The organism is Halomonas sp. PBN3 (assembly GCF_000475415.1).
GTDB lineage: Bacteria > Pseudomonadota > Gammaproteobacteria > Pseudomonadales > Halomonadaceae > Halomonas > Halomonas shengliensis.
This window is the reverse complement of record NZ_AXCA01000152.1, coordinates 38,142-54,385: the sequence shown is the minus strand read 5'-3', so window position 1 is coordinate 54,385 and position 16,244 is coordinate 38,142. Positions and strand designations below refer to the sequence as shown.

General features: G+C 71.4%; 15 protein-coding genes. 5 read left to right on the top strand and 10 right to left on the bottom strand.

Translation table 11 applies throughout. The features are described from left to right. Nucleotides 1-30: 30 nt before the first annotated feature. From hflX to Q673_RS25975, 7 genes are all read right to left on the bottom strand, one after another. The gene (gene hflX, locus Q673_RS26005) at nucleotides 31-1,362 is read right to left on the bottom strand and encodes a ribosome rescue GTPase HflX (protein ID WP_023005612.1); all 1,332 of its coding nucleotides are present in this window, start codon (nucleotides 1,360-1,362) and stop codon (nucleotides 31-33) included. Between the two features lie 8 nt (nucleotides 1,363-1,370). Beyond that, the gene (gene hfq / locus Q673_RS26000) at nucleotides 1,371-1,619 is read right to left on the bottom strand and encodes an RNA chaperone Hfq (RefSeq protein ID WP_023005611.1); all 249 of its coding nucleotides are present in this window, start codon (nucleotides 1,617-1,619) and stop codon (nucleotides 1,371-1,373) included. Between the two features lie 98 nt (nucleotides 1,620-1,717). Then, nucleotides 1,718-2,656, bottom strand: a complete 939-nt coding sequence (gene miaA, locus Q673_RS25995; RefSeq protein WP_023005610.1) for a tRNA (adenosine(37)-N6)-dimethylallyltransferase MiaA — start codon at nucleotides 2,654-2,656, stop codon at nucleotides 1,718-1,720. A gap of 4 nt (nucleotides 2,657-2,660) precedes the next feature. Continuing rightward, on the bottom strand, nucleotides 2,661-4,598 hold the full coding sequence (gene mutL / locus Q673_RS25990; protein ID WP_023005609.1) for a DNA mismatch repair endonuclease MutL: 1,938 nt from the start codon (nucleotides 4,596-4,598) through the stop codon (nucleotides 2,661-2,663). A 23-nt stretch (nucleotides 4,599-4,621) separates the two neighbouring features. Next, nucleotides 4,622-6,064, bottom strand: a complete 1,443-nt coding sequence (locus Q673_RS25985; RefSeq protein WP_031218007.1) for an N-acetylmuramoyl-L-alanine amidase — start codon at nucleotides 6,062-6,064, stop codon at nucleotides 4,622-4,624. After that, complete coding sequence (tsaE, locus tag Q673_RS25980) at nucleotides 6,061-6,567, bottom strand: tRNA (adenosine(37)-N6)-threonylcarbamoyltransferase complex ATPase subunit type 1 TsaE (RefSeq protein ID WP_023005607.1); 507 nt, start codon at nucleotides 6,565-6,567, stop codon at nucleotides 6,061-6,063. The genes Q673_RS25985 and tsaE overlap by 4 nt, the downstream gene beginning before the upstream one ends. Then, a complete protein-coding gene (locus tag Q673_RS25975; protein ID WP_023005606.1) occupies nucleotides 6,548-8,080 on the bottom strand; it encodes a bifunctional ADP-dependent NAD(P)H-hydrate dehydratase/NAD(P)H-hydrate epimerase in 1,533 nt (510 codons plus the stop codon). Before Q673_RS25975 ends, tsaE begins: the two co-directional genes overlap by 20 nt. Before the next feature lie 137 nt (nucleotides 8,081-8,217). On the opposite strand from Q673_RS25975, the gene queG reads away from it, so the two are divergent. After that, nucleotides 8,218-9,321 (top strand): tRNA epoxyqueuosine(34) reductase QueG, encoded by a 1,104-nt coding sequence (gene queG / locus Q673_RS25970; protein WP_023005605.1) that lies wholly within the window; start codon nucleotides 8,218-8,220, stop codon nucleotides 9,319-9,321. Nucleotides 9,322-9,546: 225 nt separating this feature from the next. Here queG and orn read toward each other — a convergent pair whose 3' ends face one another. After that, on the bottom strand, nucleotides 9,547-10,152 hold the full coding sequence (gene orn, locus Q673_RS25965; protein ID WP_023005604.1) for an oligoribonuclease: 606 nt from the start codon (nucleotides 10,150-10,152) through the stop codon (nucleotides 9,547-9,549). Nucleotides 10,153-10,247: 95 nt separating this feature from the next. Between orn and rsgA the strand changes: the two genes are divergently transcribed. The 3 genes from rsgA (at nucleotide 10,248) to asd (ending at nucleotide 13,055) form a co-directional block, all read left to right on the top strand. Then, nucleotides 10,248-11,276, top strand: coding sequence for a small ribosomal subunit biogenesis GTPase RsgA (rsgA, locus tag Q673_RS25960; RefSeq protein ID WP_023005603.1), 1,029 nt, complete (start codon nucleotides 10,248-10,250; stop codon nucleotides 11,274-11,276). Nucleotides 11,277-11,342: 66 nt separating this feature from the next. Beyond that, nucleotides 11,343-12,173, top strand: coding sequence for a sulfurtransferase (locus Q673_RS25955; protein ID WP_023005602.1), 831 nt, complete (start codon nucleotides 11,343-11,345; stop codon nucleotides 12,171-12,173). A gap of 39 nt (nucleotides 12,174-12,212) precedes the next feature. Then, the gene (gene asd, locus Q673_RS25950) at nucleotides 12,213-13,055 is read left to right on the top strand and encodes an archaetidylserine decarboxylase (protein WP_023005601.1); all 843 of its coding nucleotides are present in this window, start codon (nucleotides 12,213-12,215) and stop codon (nucleotides 13,053-13,055) included. Nucleotides 13,056-13,196: 141 nt separating this feature from the next. Here asd and epmA read toward each other — a convergent pair whose 3' ends face one another. Beyond that, nucleotides 13,197-14,183 (bottom strand): EF-P lysine aminoacylase EpmA, encoded by a 987-nt coding sequence (gene epmA, locus Q673_RS25945; RefSeq protein WP_023005600.1) that lies wholly within the window; start codon nucleotides 14,181-14,183, stop codon nucleotides 13,197-13,199. A gap of 290 nt (nucleotides 14,184-14,473) precedes the next feature. After that, nucleotides 14,474-15,040, bottom strand: coding sequence for an elongation factor P (gene efp / locus Q673_RS25940; protein WP_023005599.1), 567 nt, complete (start codon nucleotides 15,038-15,040; stop codon nucleotides 14,474-14,476). 119 nt (nucleotides 15,041-15,159) lie between these two features. On the opposite strand from efp, the gene epmB reads away from it, so the two are divergent. Beyond that, nucleotides 15,160-16,194 (top strand): EF-P beta-lysylation protein EpmB, encoded by a 1,035-nt coding sequence (gene epmB, locus Q673_RS25935; protein ID WP_031218002.1) that lies wholly within the window; start codon nucleotides 15,160-15,162, stop codon nucleotides 16,192-16,194. Nucleotides 16,195-16,244: the final 50 nt, after the last annotated feature.

Below are 16,244 nucleotides of genomic sequence, written 5' to 3'. Positions count from 1 at the left end.
TGCGATCCTGTGTGTCCCGTTACTGCCCCGCTAGCCCGGGCCGGAGGCCTCTTCCCAGGCCTCGCGCGCCTGCAGCGCCGCGGGCAGGTAGTCCTCGGCACGCTCGCCCAGTCGCGCCATCAGCTGCAGGAAGTCGCGGCGCGGCAGACGCACCTGCAGGCGGGTCCGGCCGTCGTCGTCGAAGCGCTCCTCGCGCACGGCGCCGAGCTCGTGCAGGGCGGCGCGCAGCCGGCCCTGCTCGGGGGCCAGGGTCAGCGGGAAGCCGATGACATCCTCGGCCAGGCGCTCGGCCAGGGCCTGCTCGAGCAGCTCGAGCCCCCGCCCCTCGCGGGCCGAGAGCCAGACCACCTCGGGTCGCCCCTCGCCATCGCGCTCGATGCGCGGGGCGCTGTCGAGGAGGTCGATCTTGTTCATCACCTTGAGCGTCGGCACCTCCAGGGCGCCGATCTCGTCGAGCACCGTCTCCACCTGCTCCACGTTGAGGTCGCGGTCGGGGTCGGCGGCGTCGATGACATGCACCAGCAGGGTCGCCTCGGCAGCCTCCTGCAGGGTAGCCTGGAAGGCCTCCACCAGCTTGTGCGGCAGGTGGCGGATGAAGCCCACGGTGTCGGCCATCACCACCGGCCCCACGTCCTCGATCTCCAGGCGCCGCAGCGTCGGATCGAGGGTAGCGAAGAGCTGGTCGGCCGCATAGACCCTGGATGCGGTCAGGGCGTTGAACAGCGTTGACTTGCCGGCGTTGGTGTAGCCCACCAGCGAGACGCTGGGGATCTCGGCCCGGGCACGGGAGCGGCGGTTCTGCTCGCGCTGGCCGCGCACCTTGTCGAGGCGACGGTGGATCGCCTTGATACGCCCGCGCAGCAGGCGGCGGTCGGTCTCGAGCTGGGTCTCGCCGGGACCACGCAGGCCGATGCCGCCCTTCTGGCGCTCCAGGTGGGTCCAGCCGCGCACCAGGCGGGTCGACATGTACTCCAGCTGGGCCAGCTCCACCTGCAGCTTGCCCTCGTGGGTCCGCGCCCGCTGGGCGAAGATGTCGAGGATCAGGCCGGTACGGTCGAGCACGCGACACTTGAGCGTGCGCTCGAGGTTGCGCTCCTGGGAGGGGCTCAGGGCATGGTTGAAGATGACCAGCTCGGCGCCGTGCACCGACAGCGCCTCGCGCAGCTCCTCCACCTTGCCGGAGCCCACGAAGGTGCGCGGGTCCGGCCGGTGGCGGCTGCCGGTCAGCAGGGTGGCCGGCTCGGCCCCCGCGGAGCGCACCAGCTCCAGGAACTCGCCCGGATCCTCACGCTCCTGCTCGTCCTGGAAGTCGACATGGACGAGTACCGCCGTCTCTCCGGCGTCGGGACGTTCAAAAAACAATCACTACCTCACTGGCCTTCCTGCGCGGCGGCAGGGTCCTGGGCCGGCAGACGCACGTTGCGCGACGGCACCACGGTGGAGATGGCGTGCTTGTAGACCATCTGGCTGACGGTGTTGCGCAGCAGGATCACGAACTGGTCGAACGACTCGATCTGGCCCTGCAGCTTGATGCCGTTCACCAGGAAGATCGATACCGGGATGCGCTCCTTGCGCAGGATGTTCAGGTACGGATCTTGAAGGGACTGCCCTTTGGACATGTTGCTCTCCCTGGAATTGTCTCTGGGGGTTGGGTTGTTGGGATTCTGGGGCCCGTCGCGGGGCCCGGCCAGCGGCCTGCCGAACACCGTATCTTACGCTAAGTGCCGAATTGGCGCACCAATTTCAGCACCTCGGCCAGGGGATCGCCGACCAGGGGGTCGACCCAGTGCAGCGCCTCCCAGCCGCGCATCCAGGTCAGCTGGCGCTTGGCCAGCTGCCGGGTGGCGACGATGCCGCGCTGCTCCAGCCCGGCCCGGTCGACCTCGCCGTCGAGGTACTCCCACACCTGACGGTAGCCCACGCTCTTCATCGCGGGCAGCGAGGCGTCGAGATCGCCGCGGGCCCTGAGCGCCGCGACCTCCTCGACCAGGCCCTGGGCGAGCATGGCCCGGAAGCGCGCGGCGATGCGCTCGTGCAGCACGGCCCGGTCGGCCGGCGCGAGCCCTATCGACAGCGTGCGCCAGGGAAAGGTTTCCGGGCGCTGCTCGGCCCACAGCTCGCTGAGTGGGCGACCGCTGAGGCGAAACACCTCCAGCGCCCGCAGCAGCCGCTGGGGGTCGTTGGGGTGGATGCGCGCCGCGGAGGCGGGATCGACGCGGCCGAGCTCGGCGTGCAGGGCGGCCAGGCCACGGGATTCGAGCTCGGCCTCGAGCCCGGCGCGCACCACCGGGTCGGCGCTCGGCAGGTTGGCGACCCCGTGGAGCAGCTGCTTCAGGTACATCATGGTGCCGCCCACCAGCAGCGGCACCCGCCCGGCGGCGCTGATCTCGCGCATCTCGCGCAGGGCGTCCTCGCGGAAGTCGGCCGCCGAGTAGGGCTCGGCGGGGTCGCGGATGTCGATCAGCCGGTGCGGCGCCCGGGCCAGCTCCTCGGCGGAGGGCTTGGCGCTGCCGATGTCCATGCCGCGGTAGACCATGGCGGAGTCGACGCTGATCAGCTCGACCCCCAGGCGCTCGTGGAGCGCGATGGCCAGGTCGGTCTTGCCGGCGGCGGTGGGGCCCATCAGCAGGATGGCGGGGGGGCGCGTATCGGGCATGGGTCTACTGCCCTCTCATGAAGAGGCGGTCCAGCTCCCTCATGCTCATCTCGGTCCATGTCGGGCGGCCGTGGTTGCACTGGCCGCTGCGCTCGGTGCGCTCCATGTCGCGCAGCAGGGCGTTCATCTCCTCCACGGTCAGGCGGCGATTGGCGCGCACGCTGCCGTGGCAGGCCATGGTGGAGAGCAGTTCGTTGATGTGTGCCTCGAGGCGATCGGAGCGGCCGTAGCGCTCGAGGTCGGCGAGCATCTCACGCACCAGCGGCTCGACGTCGGCATCACTCAAAAGCGCCGGCACCTGGCGCACCAGCAGCGTCTCGGGGCCGGCGACGTCGAGTTCCACCCCCAGGCGGGCGAAGGCCTCGTGCTCCGCCTCGGCGGTGGCGACCTCGGCGGGGCTGGCGGCCAGCGACACCGGCACCAGCAGCGGCTGGGCCTGGAGCCGTCCGCCGTGCACCTGGGTCTTCATGCGTTCGTAGACGATACGCTCGTGGGCGGCGTGCATGTCCACCAGGATCAGGCCGCGCTCGCTCTGGGCGAGGATATAGACCCCGTGCAGCTGGGCGATGGCGTAGCCCAGCGGTGGCGCCCGAGTGTCGTCCGCCTCGGGCAGCGACTCGCGGCGCCGGGCCTGCGTCGCCTGGCGCTCGGCGAGCGCCAGGCCGGCGGCGGCCCCGCCGGCCCCGGGCGCCGCGGGCTGGGGGGTGAGCAGGCTCTCCTCGTGCTCCGGGTGCAGGCTGCGATACCCCTCCATGAAGGCCCGCACCCGGTCCGGGGTCACCTTGCTCCCCTCGTCGCGCCCCGGCAGCGCCATGGGCTGCTGCTGCCAGCGCCCGGCGGCCTCGGCGACGCCCGCGGGGGCCTCGGCAGATGCCGACTCGCCCTCCTCGGGCCCCTCCTCCTCGGCGGCGGCGCCGGCCTGCCCGGCGCGGGCCTCGCCCAGCGCCCGGTGCAGGCTGGAGAAGAGGAAGTCGTGGACCAGGCGGCCGTCGCGGAAGCGCACCTCGTGCTTGGTGGGGTGGACGTTGACGTCCACCACCGCGGGGTCGACCTCCAGGTAGAGGACGAATACCGGGTGGCGGCCGTGGAAGAGCACATCGCGGTAGGCCTGGCGCACGGCGTGGGCCACCAGGCGGTCGCGCACCACCCGGCCATTGACGAAGAAGTACTGCTGGTCGGCCTGGGCCCGGGAGTGGGTGGGCAGGCCGACCCAGCCCCACAGGCGCAGGCCCGAGGCCTCGATGTCCAGGTGCAGGGCATGCTCGAGGAAGGCCTTGCCCAGCAGCGCGGCGATGCGCCGCTCGCGGCTGGCGGGGTCGACCCCCGCGCGCAGCTGGTGGATGGTCTTCTGGTTATGGCGCAGGGTCCAGCCGATGTCATAGCGGGAGAGCGCCTGGCGGCGGAAGGCCTCCTCCACGTGACCGAACTCGGTCTTCTCGGTGCGCAGGAACTTGCGCCGCGCCGGGGTATTGAAGAACAGGTCGCGCACCGTCACCGAGGTCCCCCGGGGGTGCGGTGCCGGGCTGACCCGCGGCGCCATCTGGCGCCCCTCGGCCACCACCCGCCAGCCGGCGGTGGGGTCCTTGTCGACGTTGGAGGTCAGCTCCAGGCGCGACACCGAGCTGATCGAGGCGAGCGCCTCGCCACGAAAGCCGAGGCTCGCCACCCCCTCCAGCTCCTCCAGCGAGACGATCTTGCTGGTGGCGTGGCGCGACAGGGCCAGCGGCAGGTCCTCCTCGCCGATGCCACCGCCGTCGTCGCGCACCCGGATGAGCCGTGCGCCGCCCGCCTCCAGCTCCACCTCGATGCGCGAGCCGCCGGCATCGATGGCGTTCTCCACCAGCTCCTTGACCACCGAGGCGGGGCGCTCCACCACCTCGCCGGCGGCGATCTGGTTGGCGAGACGCGGGTCCAGGACCCGGATACGACGCTGTTGTGACATATCACTCCACGCAGGATGGACGTTCAGGAACGGGGGATGCGCAGCACCTGCCCCACCCGGATGACGTCACCGTTGAGCTCGTTGGCCTGCTTGAGGCGGCGGACCGGGACATCGTGACGGGCGGCGATCTCCGAGAGGGTGTCGCCGGGCTGGATGCGGTACTCGTTGCCCGCGGTGCTGCGCCCGTGGTCGCGCTGCCAGGCCAGCAGGCTGGCCGGCGGCGGGTTGGTGCGGAAGTGCGCCTCGATGCCGGCGAAGATCGCCCGGGCCAGCCCCTGCTGGTGGCCGGGGTCGCGCAGTCGGCGCTCCTCGTCGGGGTTGGAGATGAAGCCGGTCTCCACCAGCAGCGAGGGGATATCGGGGGACTTAAGCACCACGAAGCCGGCCTGCTCGACCCGCGACTTGTGCAGGCGGTTGACGCCGCCCAGGCGGTCGAGCACCTGCCCGCCGATGGCCAGGGAGTCGTTGAGGGTGGCGGTCATGGTCAGGTCCAGCAGCACCCCGCGCAGCACCTCGTCCTTGTCCCTGAGCGACAGGCTGCCGTCCACCCCGCCGATCAGGTCGGCGCGGTTCTCGCTCTCGGCCAGCCACTGGGCGGTCTCGGAGGTGGCGCCGCGCTGGGAGAGCGCATAGACCGAGCTGCCATTGGGCCGCGGGCTGTTGAAGGCGTCGGCATGGATGGAGACGAAGAAGTCCGCCTTCTGCTCCCGGGCGATGCGGGTGCGTTGGCGCAGGCCGACATAGTAGTCGCTGTCGCGGATCATCACCGCGCGGAACCCCTCGGTGCCGTTGACCCGCTCCTGCAGGCGCTTGGCGATGCCCAGCACCACGTCCTTCTCGCGGGTCCCCGAGGGGCCGATGGCACCCGGGTCCTCGCCGCCGTGGCCGGCGTCGATGGCGATGATGATGTCACGCCTGGGGTGGGGCTGGGCACGCTGCACCGCGCTCTCGGGCTCGGGCGCCACCACGGAACCACCGAGGTCGGCCTGGGCCTGGGCCCGCTTGGCGGCGATCTCCTGCTCGCGGATCATCGCCTCGATGGGGTCGATGGGATCCTCCACCGCGCTCTCCCCGGGGTACTCCAGGTCCACCACCAGGCGATGGCCGTACTGGTCGTTGGGCTGCAGGGTGAAGTGACGCGGCTCGACCTCGCGCTCGAGCTCCAGCACCACGCGCAGCCCGTTGCCGTCACGGACCCCGGTGCGGATGCGGCCGATGGCGCTGCCGGTGAGGTCGAGCCCCTCGACATCGGCCTTCATGCGGCTGTCGTCGAGGTCGATCACCAGGCGCCGGGGGTTGTCGAGGGAGAAGACCTCGGCGCGGGTCGGCGTGGCGAGGTCGAACACCAGGCGGGCGTGATCGGGGGCCGCCCACAGGCGCAGGTTCTCGACCTCCCCCGCCGCGGCGCCCAGGGAGACCAGCGCCAGCAGCAGCCCGCCCAGCAGTCGTGCGGCCACTCGCCTCATGCCCCAGCCTCGCCTTCGCCATCCCTGGCTCGCCAGGTCACCAGGCGCGGCTCCTCGGCGAGGCGTGCCAGCGCCGCGCGGCCATGGTCGCTCACGGCCTCGAGCCTGGCCTCGCGCCCGGTGCCGAGCACGCGCAGCGAGACGCACAGGTCGGGGGGCGGCAGCCACCCCTCGCCGCGGCCGGGCCACTCGATCAGGCTCAGGGCGTCATCGCCGAGCAGGTCCCGGCCGCCGATGAACTCCAGCTCCTCGGGGTCGCCCAGGCGATAGAGGTCGAAGTGGTAGATGCGTACGCCATCCAGGGTGTAGGGCTCCACCAGGGTGTAGGTGGGGCTCTTCACCGCACCACGGTGACCATAGGCGCGCAGCACGCCGCGCGTCAGGGTGGTCTTGCCGGCCCCCAGCTCGCCTTCCAGGTGGACCCGCCCGCGTCCGCCCAGGGCACGCCCCAGGCACTCGCCCAGGGCCACCTGGGAGGCTTCATCATCGAGTCGCAACCGCATCGCCCTCGCCCGCCGTCGGGTTGACCAGAATTCGCGCATAGGATGCCAGATCGCCGGCCAGCAGACCACGCTCCCCGCCCGCCGCGGCGGCCAGGTCGGCGGCGCGGGCGTGCACCAGCACGCCGAGGCGTGCCGCCCGCTCGGCAGGGAGCCCCTGGGCGAGCAGCGCCGCGACCATGCCGGTCAGCGCATCGCCCATGCCACCGCTGGCCATGCCCGGGTTGCCACAGGCACAGACGGCGAGCCCCGAAGGCCCCGCCACCAGGCTGCCGGCGCCCTTGAGGATCACCACGCCACCGTAGCGATCGCGCAGCGCGAGTGCCGCCGCGGGACGGTCCGCCTCCACCTCGGCCGCACTGCACCCCAGCAGACGGGCCGCCTCACCGGGGTGCGGGGTCAGGATCCAGTCGTCGCGGGCGGGGCCCGCGAAGCGTGATGCCAGCAGGTTGAGGCCATCGGCATCCACCACCAGGGGCTTGCCCGCCGCGAGCGCCGCCTGCAGCACCCCCTGCCCCCAGCTGCCCTGCCCCAGGCCCGGCCCCACCGCCAGGACGTCGGCCTGGTCGGGCAGCGCGCCGAGGTCGGCGGCACCGCGCACGCCATGGACCATCACCTCCGGGCGGCGCACCAGGCTCGCCGTGACATGCTCGGGCGCGGTGACCAGGCTCACCTTGCCGGCCCCCAGCCGGGCGCAGGCCTCGGCGGCGAGCAGAGCCGCCCCGCCGAAGCCAGGGGCCCCACCCAGGATCAGCACGTGGCCGCAAGCGCCCTTGTGGGCGGTGCGGGCCCGTGGCGCCAGCCAGGCCTCGATCAGGCCCACCGCCAGCCGTTCGGCCGCCGGGACCAGGTCGGCCTCGGCCGCCGCGTCCACGCCGAGGGCACGGAAGAGGTGCTCACCCACATGGTCGGCGGCGGCCCCGGTGTGGAGCCCCAGCTTGTCGCCGATGAAGGTCACGGTGGCACTCGCCCTGACCGCCTCGCCCAGCACCGCACCGGTGTCGGCATGCAGGCCCGAGGGGATGTCGATGGCCAGTACGGGCCTGTCGCTTGCGTTTATCGCAGCGATCGCCTCGCGGAAGGCGCCGCGCACCTCGCCGGAGAGCCCGGTGCCCAGCAGGGCGTCCACCAGCACGTCCCCCTCCAAGGCCATGCTGGTCGTCCAGGGCACGGCGCCGACGCCGGCCGCGGTGGCCATGTCGGCGGCGCGACGGGCGTCGCCCGAGAGCGCCTCGATCTCCTTGAGCAGGATACGCTGCACGGCGAGCCCCTCGGCGGCGGCCAGGGCGGCGAGCACATGGCCGTCGCCACCGTTGTTGCCGGCCCCGCACAGCACCGTGAGCGAGCGCGCCTCTGGCCAGCGCGCGCGCAGCGCCTGCCAGGCGGCGGCACTGGCGCGCTGCATCAGGGCGAAGCCCGCCACCCCTTTCTCGATGGTACGGCGGTCGAGCTCACGCACCTGTTCGGCGCGGTAGAGCGGGTGAAGCGGTTCGGCAGTGCGGGTGGCGTCGGCCATGCGGTGTCTCCCGGGTCGCGATGCTTTACCATGGCGAGGGTTCGATAGGAATGCAGGCAAGGCATTTATCGAACAGTGTAAAGCCTCCGCGGCCGTCGCCAAGTGGCGCCGGCCCCCTGCACGGTGTTTCCGCGATCATGTCCTCCCCGTCCGCCCTCGACGACGCCCCCGATCCGCATGCCCTGGCCGAGCGCCTGCGCGGCTGGGCCCACGAGCTCGGTTTCCAGCAGCTGGGCATCACCGACGTCGACCTGGCCGAGGACGAGGCACGCCTGGCGCGCTGGCTGGCGGCGGGCCATCACGGCGAGATGGGCTTCATGGCCAAGCACGGCAGCAAGCGCACCCGGCCGCAGGAGCTGGTGCCGGGCACGATCCGGGTGATCAGCGTGCGCCTGGACTACCTGCCCGCGGAGGTGGAGACCCTCGAGACCCTGGCGAGGCCCCAGACCGCCTACGTCTCGCGCTACGCCACCGGCCGCGACTACCACAAGCTGATGCGCAAGCGCCTGGCGGCCCTGGCCAAGCGCCTGGAGGCCGAGGTGGGCCCCTTCGGCTACCGCGCCTTCGTCGACTCGGCGCCGGTGATGGAGCGGGCCCTGGCGCGCAAGGCGGGGCTCGGCTGGGTCGGCAAGAACGCCATGCTGCTCCACCCCAGGGCCGGCTCCTGGTTCTTCCTGGGCGAGCTCTACACCGACCTGCCGCTGCCGGTGGACCCGCCCTTCGAGGGGGAGCACTGCGGCAGCTGCAGCGCCTGCCGTACGGCCTGCCCCACCGACGCCATCGTCGCGGACCGGGTGGTGGATGCCCGGGCCTGCATCTCCTACCTCACCATCGAGCTGCACGGGGCGATTCCCGAACGCTACCGCGAAGCGATGGGCAACAGGGTGTTCGGCTGTGACGACTGCCAGCTGGTCTGCCCCTTCACCCGCTTCGCCACGCCCACCGGCGAGGCGGACTTCACCCCGCGACACGCCCTCGACCGGGCGAGCCTGCTGGCGCTGTTCGCCTGGGGCGAGGAGGAGTTCCTGGAGAAGACCGCCGGCAGCCCGATCCGCCGCATCGGCTACGAGCGCTGGTTGCGCAACCTCGCCGTGGGGCTCGGCAACGCCCCCTGGAGCGAGGCGGTGGAGGCCGCGCTGCGCGCGCGGCTGGCCTACCCCTCCGAGCTGGTGCGCGAGCATGTGCGCTGGGCGCTGGACAGGCAGCGGGAGAAGCGCCAGAACATCATCACTAGCGCTTGAGGAGACCCCGGTAGCGAGCGGCGCCGGGGGCTGGTCCGGAGGGGGTCCGAGGACCAGGGGTGAGGAGCACTGCTCCGAACGGGCTGGCCAGGGATGGCCAGCACAGGGCCTGCAAGCGGAGCGGGACGCGAGAGCGCCGCAGGGCCGAGGTAGCGCCCATGGATGGGTTCACAGCGCCCCCGATCGGACCCGCCGCCGGTAAAGCCGCGCTTGTCCCAACCAGGCCTACTCCTCCTCGTCGCTCTGCGCTCCCGGCAGGCGCAGGAAGGTCTCCCGGTAGTGGGCCAGCTCGGCGATAGACTCCTTGATGTCGTCCATGGCCAGGTGCACGTTGCGCTTCTGGAAGCCCGCCATGGCGCCAGGGTTCCAGCGCTTGGCCAGCTCCTTGAGGGTCGAGACGTCCAGGTTGCGGTAGTGGAAGAAGGCCAGCAGCGCCGGCATCTCGCGCTCCAGGAAGCGGCGATCCTGGTGCACGCTGTTGCCGCACATGGGGGAGCTGCCGGGCGCCACATGCTCGCGCAGGAACGCGAGGGTACGCCGCTCCGCCTCGGCGGTGTCGACATCGCTCGCCTTGACCCGGGCGGTCAGCCCCGACTCGCCGTGGGTCCGGGTGCACCAGGCGTCCATGGCGCCGAGCAGGGCGTCGGGCTGGCGCACGGCGATCACCGGCCCCTCGGCGACGATGTTGAGCTCGGCGTCGGTGACCAGGGTGGCCACCTCGATGATGCGCTCCTTCTCCGGGTCCAGCCCGGTCATCTCCAGGTCGATCCACACCAGGCGCTGCTGGCGGGGATCGGGCGTGTCGCCCTTGGCGGGGGGGGTCGAGCTCATGGGGAATCGCCTCCTGCGGGGCCGGCGCGCAACGTCGCGACAGCCGGCGTCATGGATGAGTACAATGCCGACATTGTACCGAGCTTCAGGGGCCCATGAGCAAACGCAAGCTGAGCCGCCAGCAGCGCTGGCGCGTCGAGAAGATCCAGGCCGAGCGTGCCGAGCGCGCCGCGCGGAAGGACGAGCAGGATAGCGAGAAGCTGGCCGCCGGCGACTATGGCCCCGAGCGGCCGGGACGGGTGGTGGCCCACTTCGGCCGCACCCTGGAGGTGCGCCCGGATGACGACGGCGGCGCCGTGCGCTGCCACCTGCGCGCCAACCTCGAGGGCCTGGTGACCGGCGACCGGGTGGTGTGGCGCGGCCGCGAGGATGCCGAGGGACGCACCGTGGAGGGCGTGGTGGTGGCCCGGGGCGAGCGCGAAAGCGTGCTGGAGCGTCCCGACGCCCGCGGCCAGCTCAAGCCGGTGGCCGCCAACATCGACCAGCTGCTGATCGTCTTCGCCGTGGAACCCGAGCCCCACCCCAACCTGATCGACCGTTACCTGGTGGCCGCCGAGGCCACCGGCATCCCGCCGGTGCTGGTGCTCAACAAGGTCGACCTGCTGCCCGAGGGGGGCGGCGAGCTGAGGGTGCTGCTGGAGCGCTACGCCGCGCTGGGCTACCCGGTGGTGGCCACCACCACCGAGCGCGAGGATGGCCTCTCGGCGCTGCTGGCGCGCCTGGCCGGGCGCACCTCGGTGTTCGTGGGGCAGAGCGGCGTGGGCAAGTCCTCGCTGATCGACCGCCTGCTCCCCGACGAGGAACTTCGCATCGGTGCGCTGTCCAAGGAGTCGCGCAAGGGCACCCACACCACCACCACCGCACGGCTCTACCGCCTGCCGGAGGCCGAGGGCGCAGAGCTGATCGACTCCCCCGGGATCCGCGAGTTCGGCCTGACCCACCTGGACGAGCGGCAGGTCACCGAGGGGTTCATCGAGTTTCGCCCCCACCTCGGCCACTGCCGCTTCCGCGACTGTCGCCACCGTCACGAGCCCGGCTGCGCCCTGCTCGAGGCGGTGGAGCGCGGCGAGATCCACCCCGAGCGCTTCGCCAGCTACCGGCGTATCCTCGACTCGCTGGCATAAGCCAGGCCAAGCTCTGACACGCCCGATCCAGAACACGCCCGATCCAGAACAAGCAAGGAGAGCCCCATGAGTTCCGAAGCCAACCTGCTGCCGCTGATCGTCGAGCCGGAACAGCTCGCCGAGCACCTCGACGAGCCGTCGCTGCTGATCGTCGACGTGCCCCTCAAGGCCGAGAGCTACGCCGAGGGCCACGTGCCCGGCGCGGTGTTCCTGGACAAGGCGCGGCTGATGCGCGGCGAGGGCGAGGTGCCCTGCCTCGAGCCCACCGTCGAGCAGCTCTCGGCGCTGTTCAGCGAGCTGGGCCTGACCCGCGACACCCACGTGGTGGCCTACGACGACGAGGGCGGCGGCTGGGCGGGGCGCCTGCTGTGGACCCTGGAGCTGATCGGCCACACCCGCTACTCCTACCTCAACGGCGGCATCCATGCCTGGCGCGAGGCGGGTCAGCCGGTGGCAAGCGAGGCCAGCCGGCCCACCCCCAGCGACTACCAAGCGGAGATCCTGCACCCCGAGGTGCTCGTCGACCGTGCCGAGCTGGCCGAACGCCTGGGCGAGAAGGGCTTCGCGGTATGGGACGCCCGCTCCCCGGCCGAGTACCGTGGCGAGAAGGGCGACAACCGCCGCCTCGGCCATGTACCGGGCGCGGTGAACCTGGAGTGGACCGAGGCCATGGACCGCGAGCGCGGCCTGCGCATCCGTGACTACGCCGAACTGATCACCGAGCTTGAGGCCCTGGGCCTGACCCCGGACATGGAGGTGGTGACCCACTGCCAGAGCCACCATCGCAGCGGCTTTACCTGGCTGGTGGGCCGGGCGCTCGGCTTCGAGAGGATCCGCGGCTACGCCGGCTCCTGGAAGGAGTGGGGCAACCGCGACGATACCCCGATCGAGAAGTAAGCCGCCATTACCCCCGATTCCCCTCAGAGACCTCGTGCCTTGTCCCTCGCCAAGCTGTTTTCCCTGATCCAGTACCCCCTGCCCCACCACCTGCTGTCGCGGCTGGTGGGGCGGCTCGCCGAGTGTCGCCAGCCCGCGCTGCGCAACGCCCTGGTGCGCGCCTTCATCCGCCGCTTCGGGGTCGACATGGCGGAGGCCGCCGAGCCGGACCCGACCGCCTACGCCACCTTCAACGACTTCTTCACCCGCGCCCTCAAGACGGACGCGCGCCCCATCGGTGAGGGGGTGGTGAGCCCCGCGGACGGGCGGCTCTCGCAGTTCGGCGCCATCGAGGCCGGCCAGCTGCTGCAGGCCAAGGGGCACCGCTTCTCGGCCATGGAGCTGCTGGGGGGCGACGGCGACGCCGCCCGTCGCTTCCTCGGCGGCAGCTTCGCCACCGTCTACCTCTCTCCCAGCGACTACCACCGGGTGCACATGCCCTTTGCCGGTACCCTGACCGAGATGGTCTATGTGCCGGGGCGGCTGTTCTCGGTCAATGCCGCCACCACCGCGCATGTCCCTAACCTGTTCGCCCGCAACGAGCGGCTGGTGTGCCACTTCGACACCGAACACGGGCCCATGGCGCTGGTGCTGGTGGGGGCGATGATCGTCGCCGCCATCGAGACGGTATGGGCGGGGCAGATCACCCCGCTGCCCCGGGGCGAGGTGCAGCGCCTGCGCTTCGACACCCCGGTGCGGCTCGAGAAGGGCGAGGAGATGGGCCGCTTCAAGCTCGGCTCTACCGTGGTGATGGCCTTCGCCGAGCCGCTGACCTTCGCCGACGGTATCGAGGCCGGCGACAAGGTTCGGATGGGGCAGTCGCTGGGGGAACTGGCGAAATAGTCCCCGGGCTGTCCCGGCGGAAAGTCCCGGTGTGCCGGACCATCGCGGAGGCGCTGTGAACCCATCCCTGGGCGCTACCGATGCCATCCCTGGCATAGGACCTCCGTTTAGACTTCCCCCCGGCGCCCTGGTCTCCCGGGCCTAGCAGCGCGGGGTGGCGAAGGCCATTACCTCCGCCACGCTCTCGTGGCCCAGCGCCAGCTGGATCAACCGGTCGATGCCCAGCGCCACCCCGCTGCCCGCCGGCATGCCGTGCTCGAGTGCCGCCAGCAGGCGGGCGTCCACCTCCACCTCGACAAGCCCCGCCGCCCGCCGGGCGGCGTTGTCCTCATCGAAACGCGCCGCCTGCTCGGCGGCATCGGTGAGCTCGTCGTAGCCGTTGGCGAGCTCCAGCCCCGCCAGGTAGAGCTCGAAGCGCGAGGCGACCCACTCGCCATCCTCCGGGTCGCGGTGGCGCCGCGCCAGCGCCGCCTGGCTGGCCGGATAGTCCACCACCACCTCGATGCCCTCTCGGCCCAGCTGCGGCTCGATCACCAGGCTCATCAGCAGGTCGAGGCAGTCGTCGCGGGGGGCGTCGTCCATGGCCAGGCCGCCCTGCGCCGCCGCCAGTCGGCGCAGCGTGTCGAGTGGCACGGTGAAGGGATCGATGGCCAGCGCCTCGCGGAACAGCTCACGATAGCGTCGACGCCGCAGCGCTCCCGGCGCCTCCTCCGGCTCTCGGCCCAGCACCCGGTGCACCAGCGCCGCCGTCTCCTCGATCAGCGCCTCGAGGCTCATGCCCGGGCGATACCACTCCAGCATGGTGAACTCGAGGTTGTGGCGCCGCCCCACCTCGCCATCACGGAAGCAGCGCGCCAGCTGGAAGATCGGCCCGCTACCCGCCGCCAGCAGGCGCTTCATGGCGAACTCCGGCGAGGTCTGCAGCCACAGCCGTTCACGGCCGGCCGGCGTGGTCGCCTCCACCGAGAGCGAAGCCAGGTGCAGGTCGGTACTGCCGCCGTGGCCCAGCACCGGGGTCTCCACCTCCAGCACGTCCCGCTCGGCGAAGAAGGCGCGCACCTCGCCCAGCAGTCGCGCCCGCTCGCGCAGGGTCGCGATGGTCGCCGTGGGGCGCCAGTCATCGATCATCTTCAGGGTCTCCAGAATCGCCAAGGCCACGCCGAAGCGTGGCCTTAATAGGGCAGATCCGCGGCTTATCCGGCGACAGGCCCCGAAGTGTCGGACCATCGCGGAGGCGCTGTAAACCCATCCCTGGGCGCTACCGATTGCCCTGCTTCGCTCTCGCGTCCCGCTTCACTCGCAGGTCCGGTGCTGGCCATCCATGGCCAGCCCGTTCGGAGCAGTGCTCCTCACCCCTGCCATAGGACCTCCGCTTCGACCTGTCCCCGGCGCCGCTTTCAGCGCGTAGCTAAATGCAATCAGGCGCGGGAGACGTACTCGCCGGACCGCGTATCCACCTTGAGCACCTCGCCCTCGTTGATGAACAGCGGCACGCGGACCACGGCGCCGGAGGAGAGGGTCGCCGGCTTGGAGCCGCCCTGGGCGGTGTCGCCCTTGAGGCCGGGATCGGTCTCGGTGACCTCGAGCTCGATGAAATTGGGCGGCGTCACGCTGATGGCGTTGTCGTTCCACAGGGTGACGGTGTAGACCACCTGCTCCTTGAGCCACTTCTCGGTGTCGCCCAGGGCCTTCTTCTCCACCGGGTACTGCTCGAAGGAGCCGTCGGTCTTCATGAAGTACCACATCTCGCCGTCGTTATAGAGGTACTCCATGTCCAGGTCGAGGACGTCGGCCCCTTCCAGGCTCTCGCCGGACTTGAAGGTGCGCTCCCAGACCCTGCCGGTCATCAGGTTGCGCAGCTTGACGCGGTTGAACGCCTGGCCCTTGCCGGGCTTGACGAACTCGTTCTCGACGATCGCGCAGGGATCGCCGTCAAGCATCACCTTCAGACCGCCCTTGAATTCGTTGGTAGAATAGCTCGCCATCTTCACTCACTCGTATATTCGAGCGCGCCCCCGGTAACCCCGGCGGCGCGCTGGGAAACGACTCTCGGCGAGGCGGTGCGCCACGGCGTCCGCCTCGCCCGTATCGACTGGTGTGCCGCATGATAACCCGAAGCCCCACCCCTTTGCAGCGTCATGACGACGCCGAACCGCTGACGCCGCCGCCCGCCTGGCAGGCCCAGCTGGCCGGCGCCATCCGCGACCCGCGCGAGCTGTGCCGCCGCCTGGGGCTGGATGAGCGCTGGCTGCCCGGGGCCGAGGCGGGCCATGGGCTCTTCGAGGTGCGCGTGCCCGAGGCCTTCCTGGCGCGCATGCGCCCGGGGGACCTGGACGACCCCCTGCTGCGCCAAGTGCTGCCGCTAGACGCGGAGGCCCGGCCCGCCCCCGGCTATGTCACCGACCCGCTGGAGGAAGCCGCGCACACGCCGGCCAAGGGGCTGATCCACAAGTACGCCGGCCGGGTGCTGCTGATCGCGAGCCCCGCCTGCGCGGTCAACTGCCGCTACTGCTTCCGGCGCCACTTCCCCTACGCCGAAAACTCCCCCTCCCGGGCCCAATGGGAGGCGAGCCTCGCCACCCTGCGCGACGATACCACCATCCGCGAGACGATCCTCTCCGGCGGCGATCCGCTGGCCGCCAGCGACCGCCAGTTGGCCTGGCTGGTGGAGCGCCTGGGCGAGATTCCCCACCTGAAACGGCTGCGGATCCACACCCGGCTGCCGGTGGTGATCCCCGAGCGGGTCGACGACGCCCTGCTCGCCTGGCTCTCCGCCACCCGCCTGCAGAAGGTGGTGGTGCTGCATATCAACCACGCGGACGAGATCGATGACGCCGTGATCGCCGCCTGCGCGCGGCTCAGGGGCGCCGGCGTGACGCTGCTCAACCAGAGCGTGCTGCTGCGCGGCGTCAACGACTCGGTGGCGGCCCTGGCCGCGCTCTCCGAGCGGCTCTTCGACGCCGGTGTGCTGCCCTACTACCTCCATGTGCTCGACCCCGTGGCAGGCGCGGCCCACTTCGACGTGCCCGACGAGGAGGCCCGCGAGCTGGTCGCGGGCCTGCGGGAGCAACTGCCGGGCTTCCTGATGCCGCGGCTGGTCAGGGAGATTCCCGGCGAAGGGAGCAAGACGCCACTCTGAGCTGGAAGAGCGTCGCTTCGCTCCTGGAAGCTTGAAGCTGGAAGTTCCCG

What these genes read in the sequence shown, in the direction of transcription:
- hfq (WP_023005611.1), bottom strand. Translation starts at nt 1,619, where the DNA reads ATGTCCAAAGGGCAGTCCCTTCAAGATCCGTACCTGAACATCCTGCGC.
- miaA (WP_023005610.1), bottom strand. Translation starts at nt 2,656, where the DNA reads ATGCCCGATACGCGCCCCCCCGCCATCCTGCTGATGGGCCCCACCGCC.
- mutL (WP_023005609.1), bottom strand. Translation starts at nt 4,598, where the DNA reads ATGTCACAACAGCGTCGTATCCGGGTCCTGGACCCGCGTCTCGCCAAC.
- Q673_RS25985 (WP_031218007.1), bottom strand. Translation starts at nt 6,064, where the DNA reads ATGAGGCGAGTGGCCGCACGACTGCTGGGCGGGCTGCTGCTGGCGCTG.
- tsaE (WP_023005607.1), bottom strand. Translation starts at nt 6,567, where the DNA reads ATGCGGTTGCGACTCGATGATGAAGCCTCCCAGGTGGCCCTGGGCGAG.
- Q673_RS25975 (WP_023005606.1), bottom strand. Translation starts at nt 8,080, where the DNA reads ATGGCCGACGCCACCCGCACTGCCGAACCGCTTCACCCGCTCTACCGC.
- queG (WP_023005605.1), top strand. Translation starts at nt 8,218, where the DNA reads ATGTCCTCCCCGTCCGCCCTCGACGACGCCCCCGATCCGCATGCCCTG.
- orn (WP_023005604.1), bottom strand. Translation starts at nt 10,152, where the DNA reads ATGAGCTCGACCCCCCCCGCCAAGGGCGACACGCCCGATCCCCGCCAG.
- rsgA (WP_023005603.1), top strand. Translation starts at nt 10,248, where the DNA reads ATGAGCAAACGCAAGCTGAGCCGCCAGCAGCGCTGGCGCGTCGAGAAG.
- Q673_RS25955 (WP_023005602.1), top strand. Translation starts at nt 11,343, where the DNA reads ATGAGTTCCGAAGCCAACCTGCTGCCGCTGATCGTCGAGCCGGAACAG.
- epmA (WP_023005600.1), bottom strand. Translation starts at nt 14,183, where the DNA reads ATGATCGATGACTGGCGCCCCACGGCGACCATCGCGACCCTGCGCGAG.
- efp (WP_023005599.1), bottom strand. Translation starts at nt 15,040, where the DNA reads ATGGCGAGCTATTCTACCAACGAATTCAAGGGCGGTCTGAAGGTGATG.
- epmB (WP_031218002.1), top strand. Translation starts at nt 15,160, where the DNA reads ATGATAACCCGAAGCCCCACCCCTTTGCAGCGTCATGACGACGCCGAA.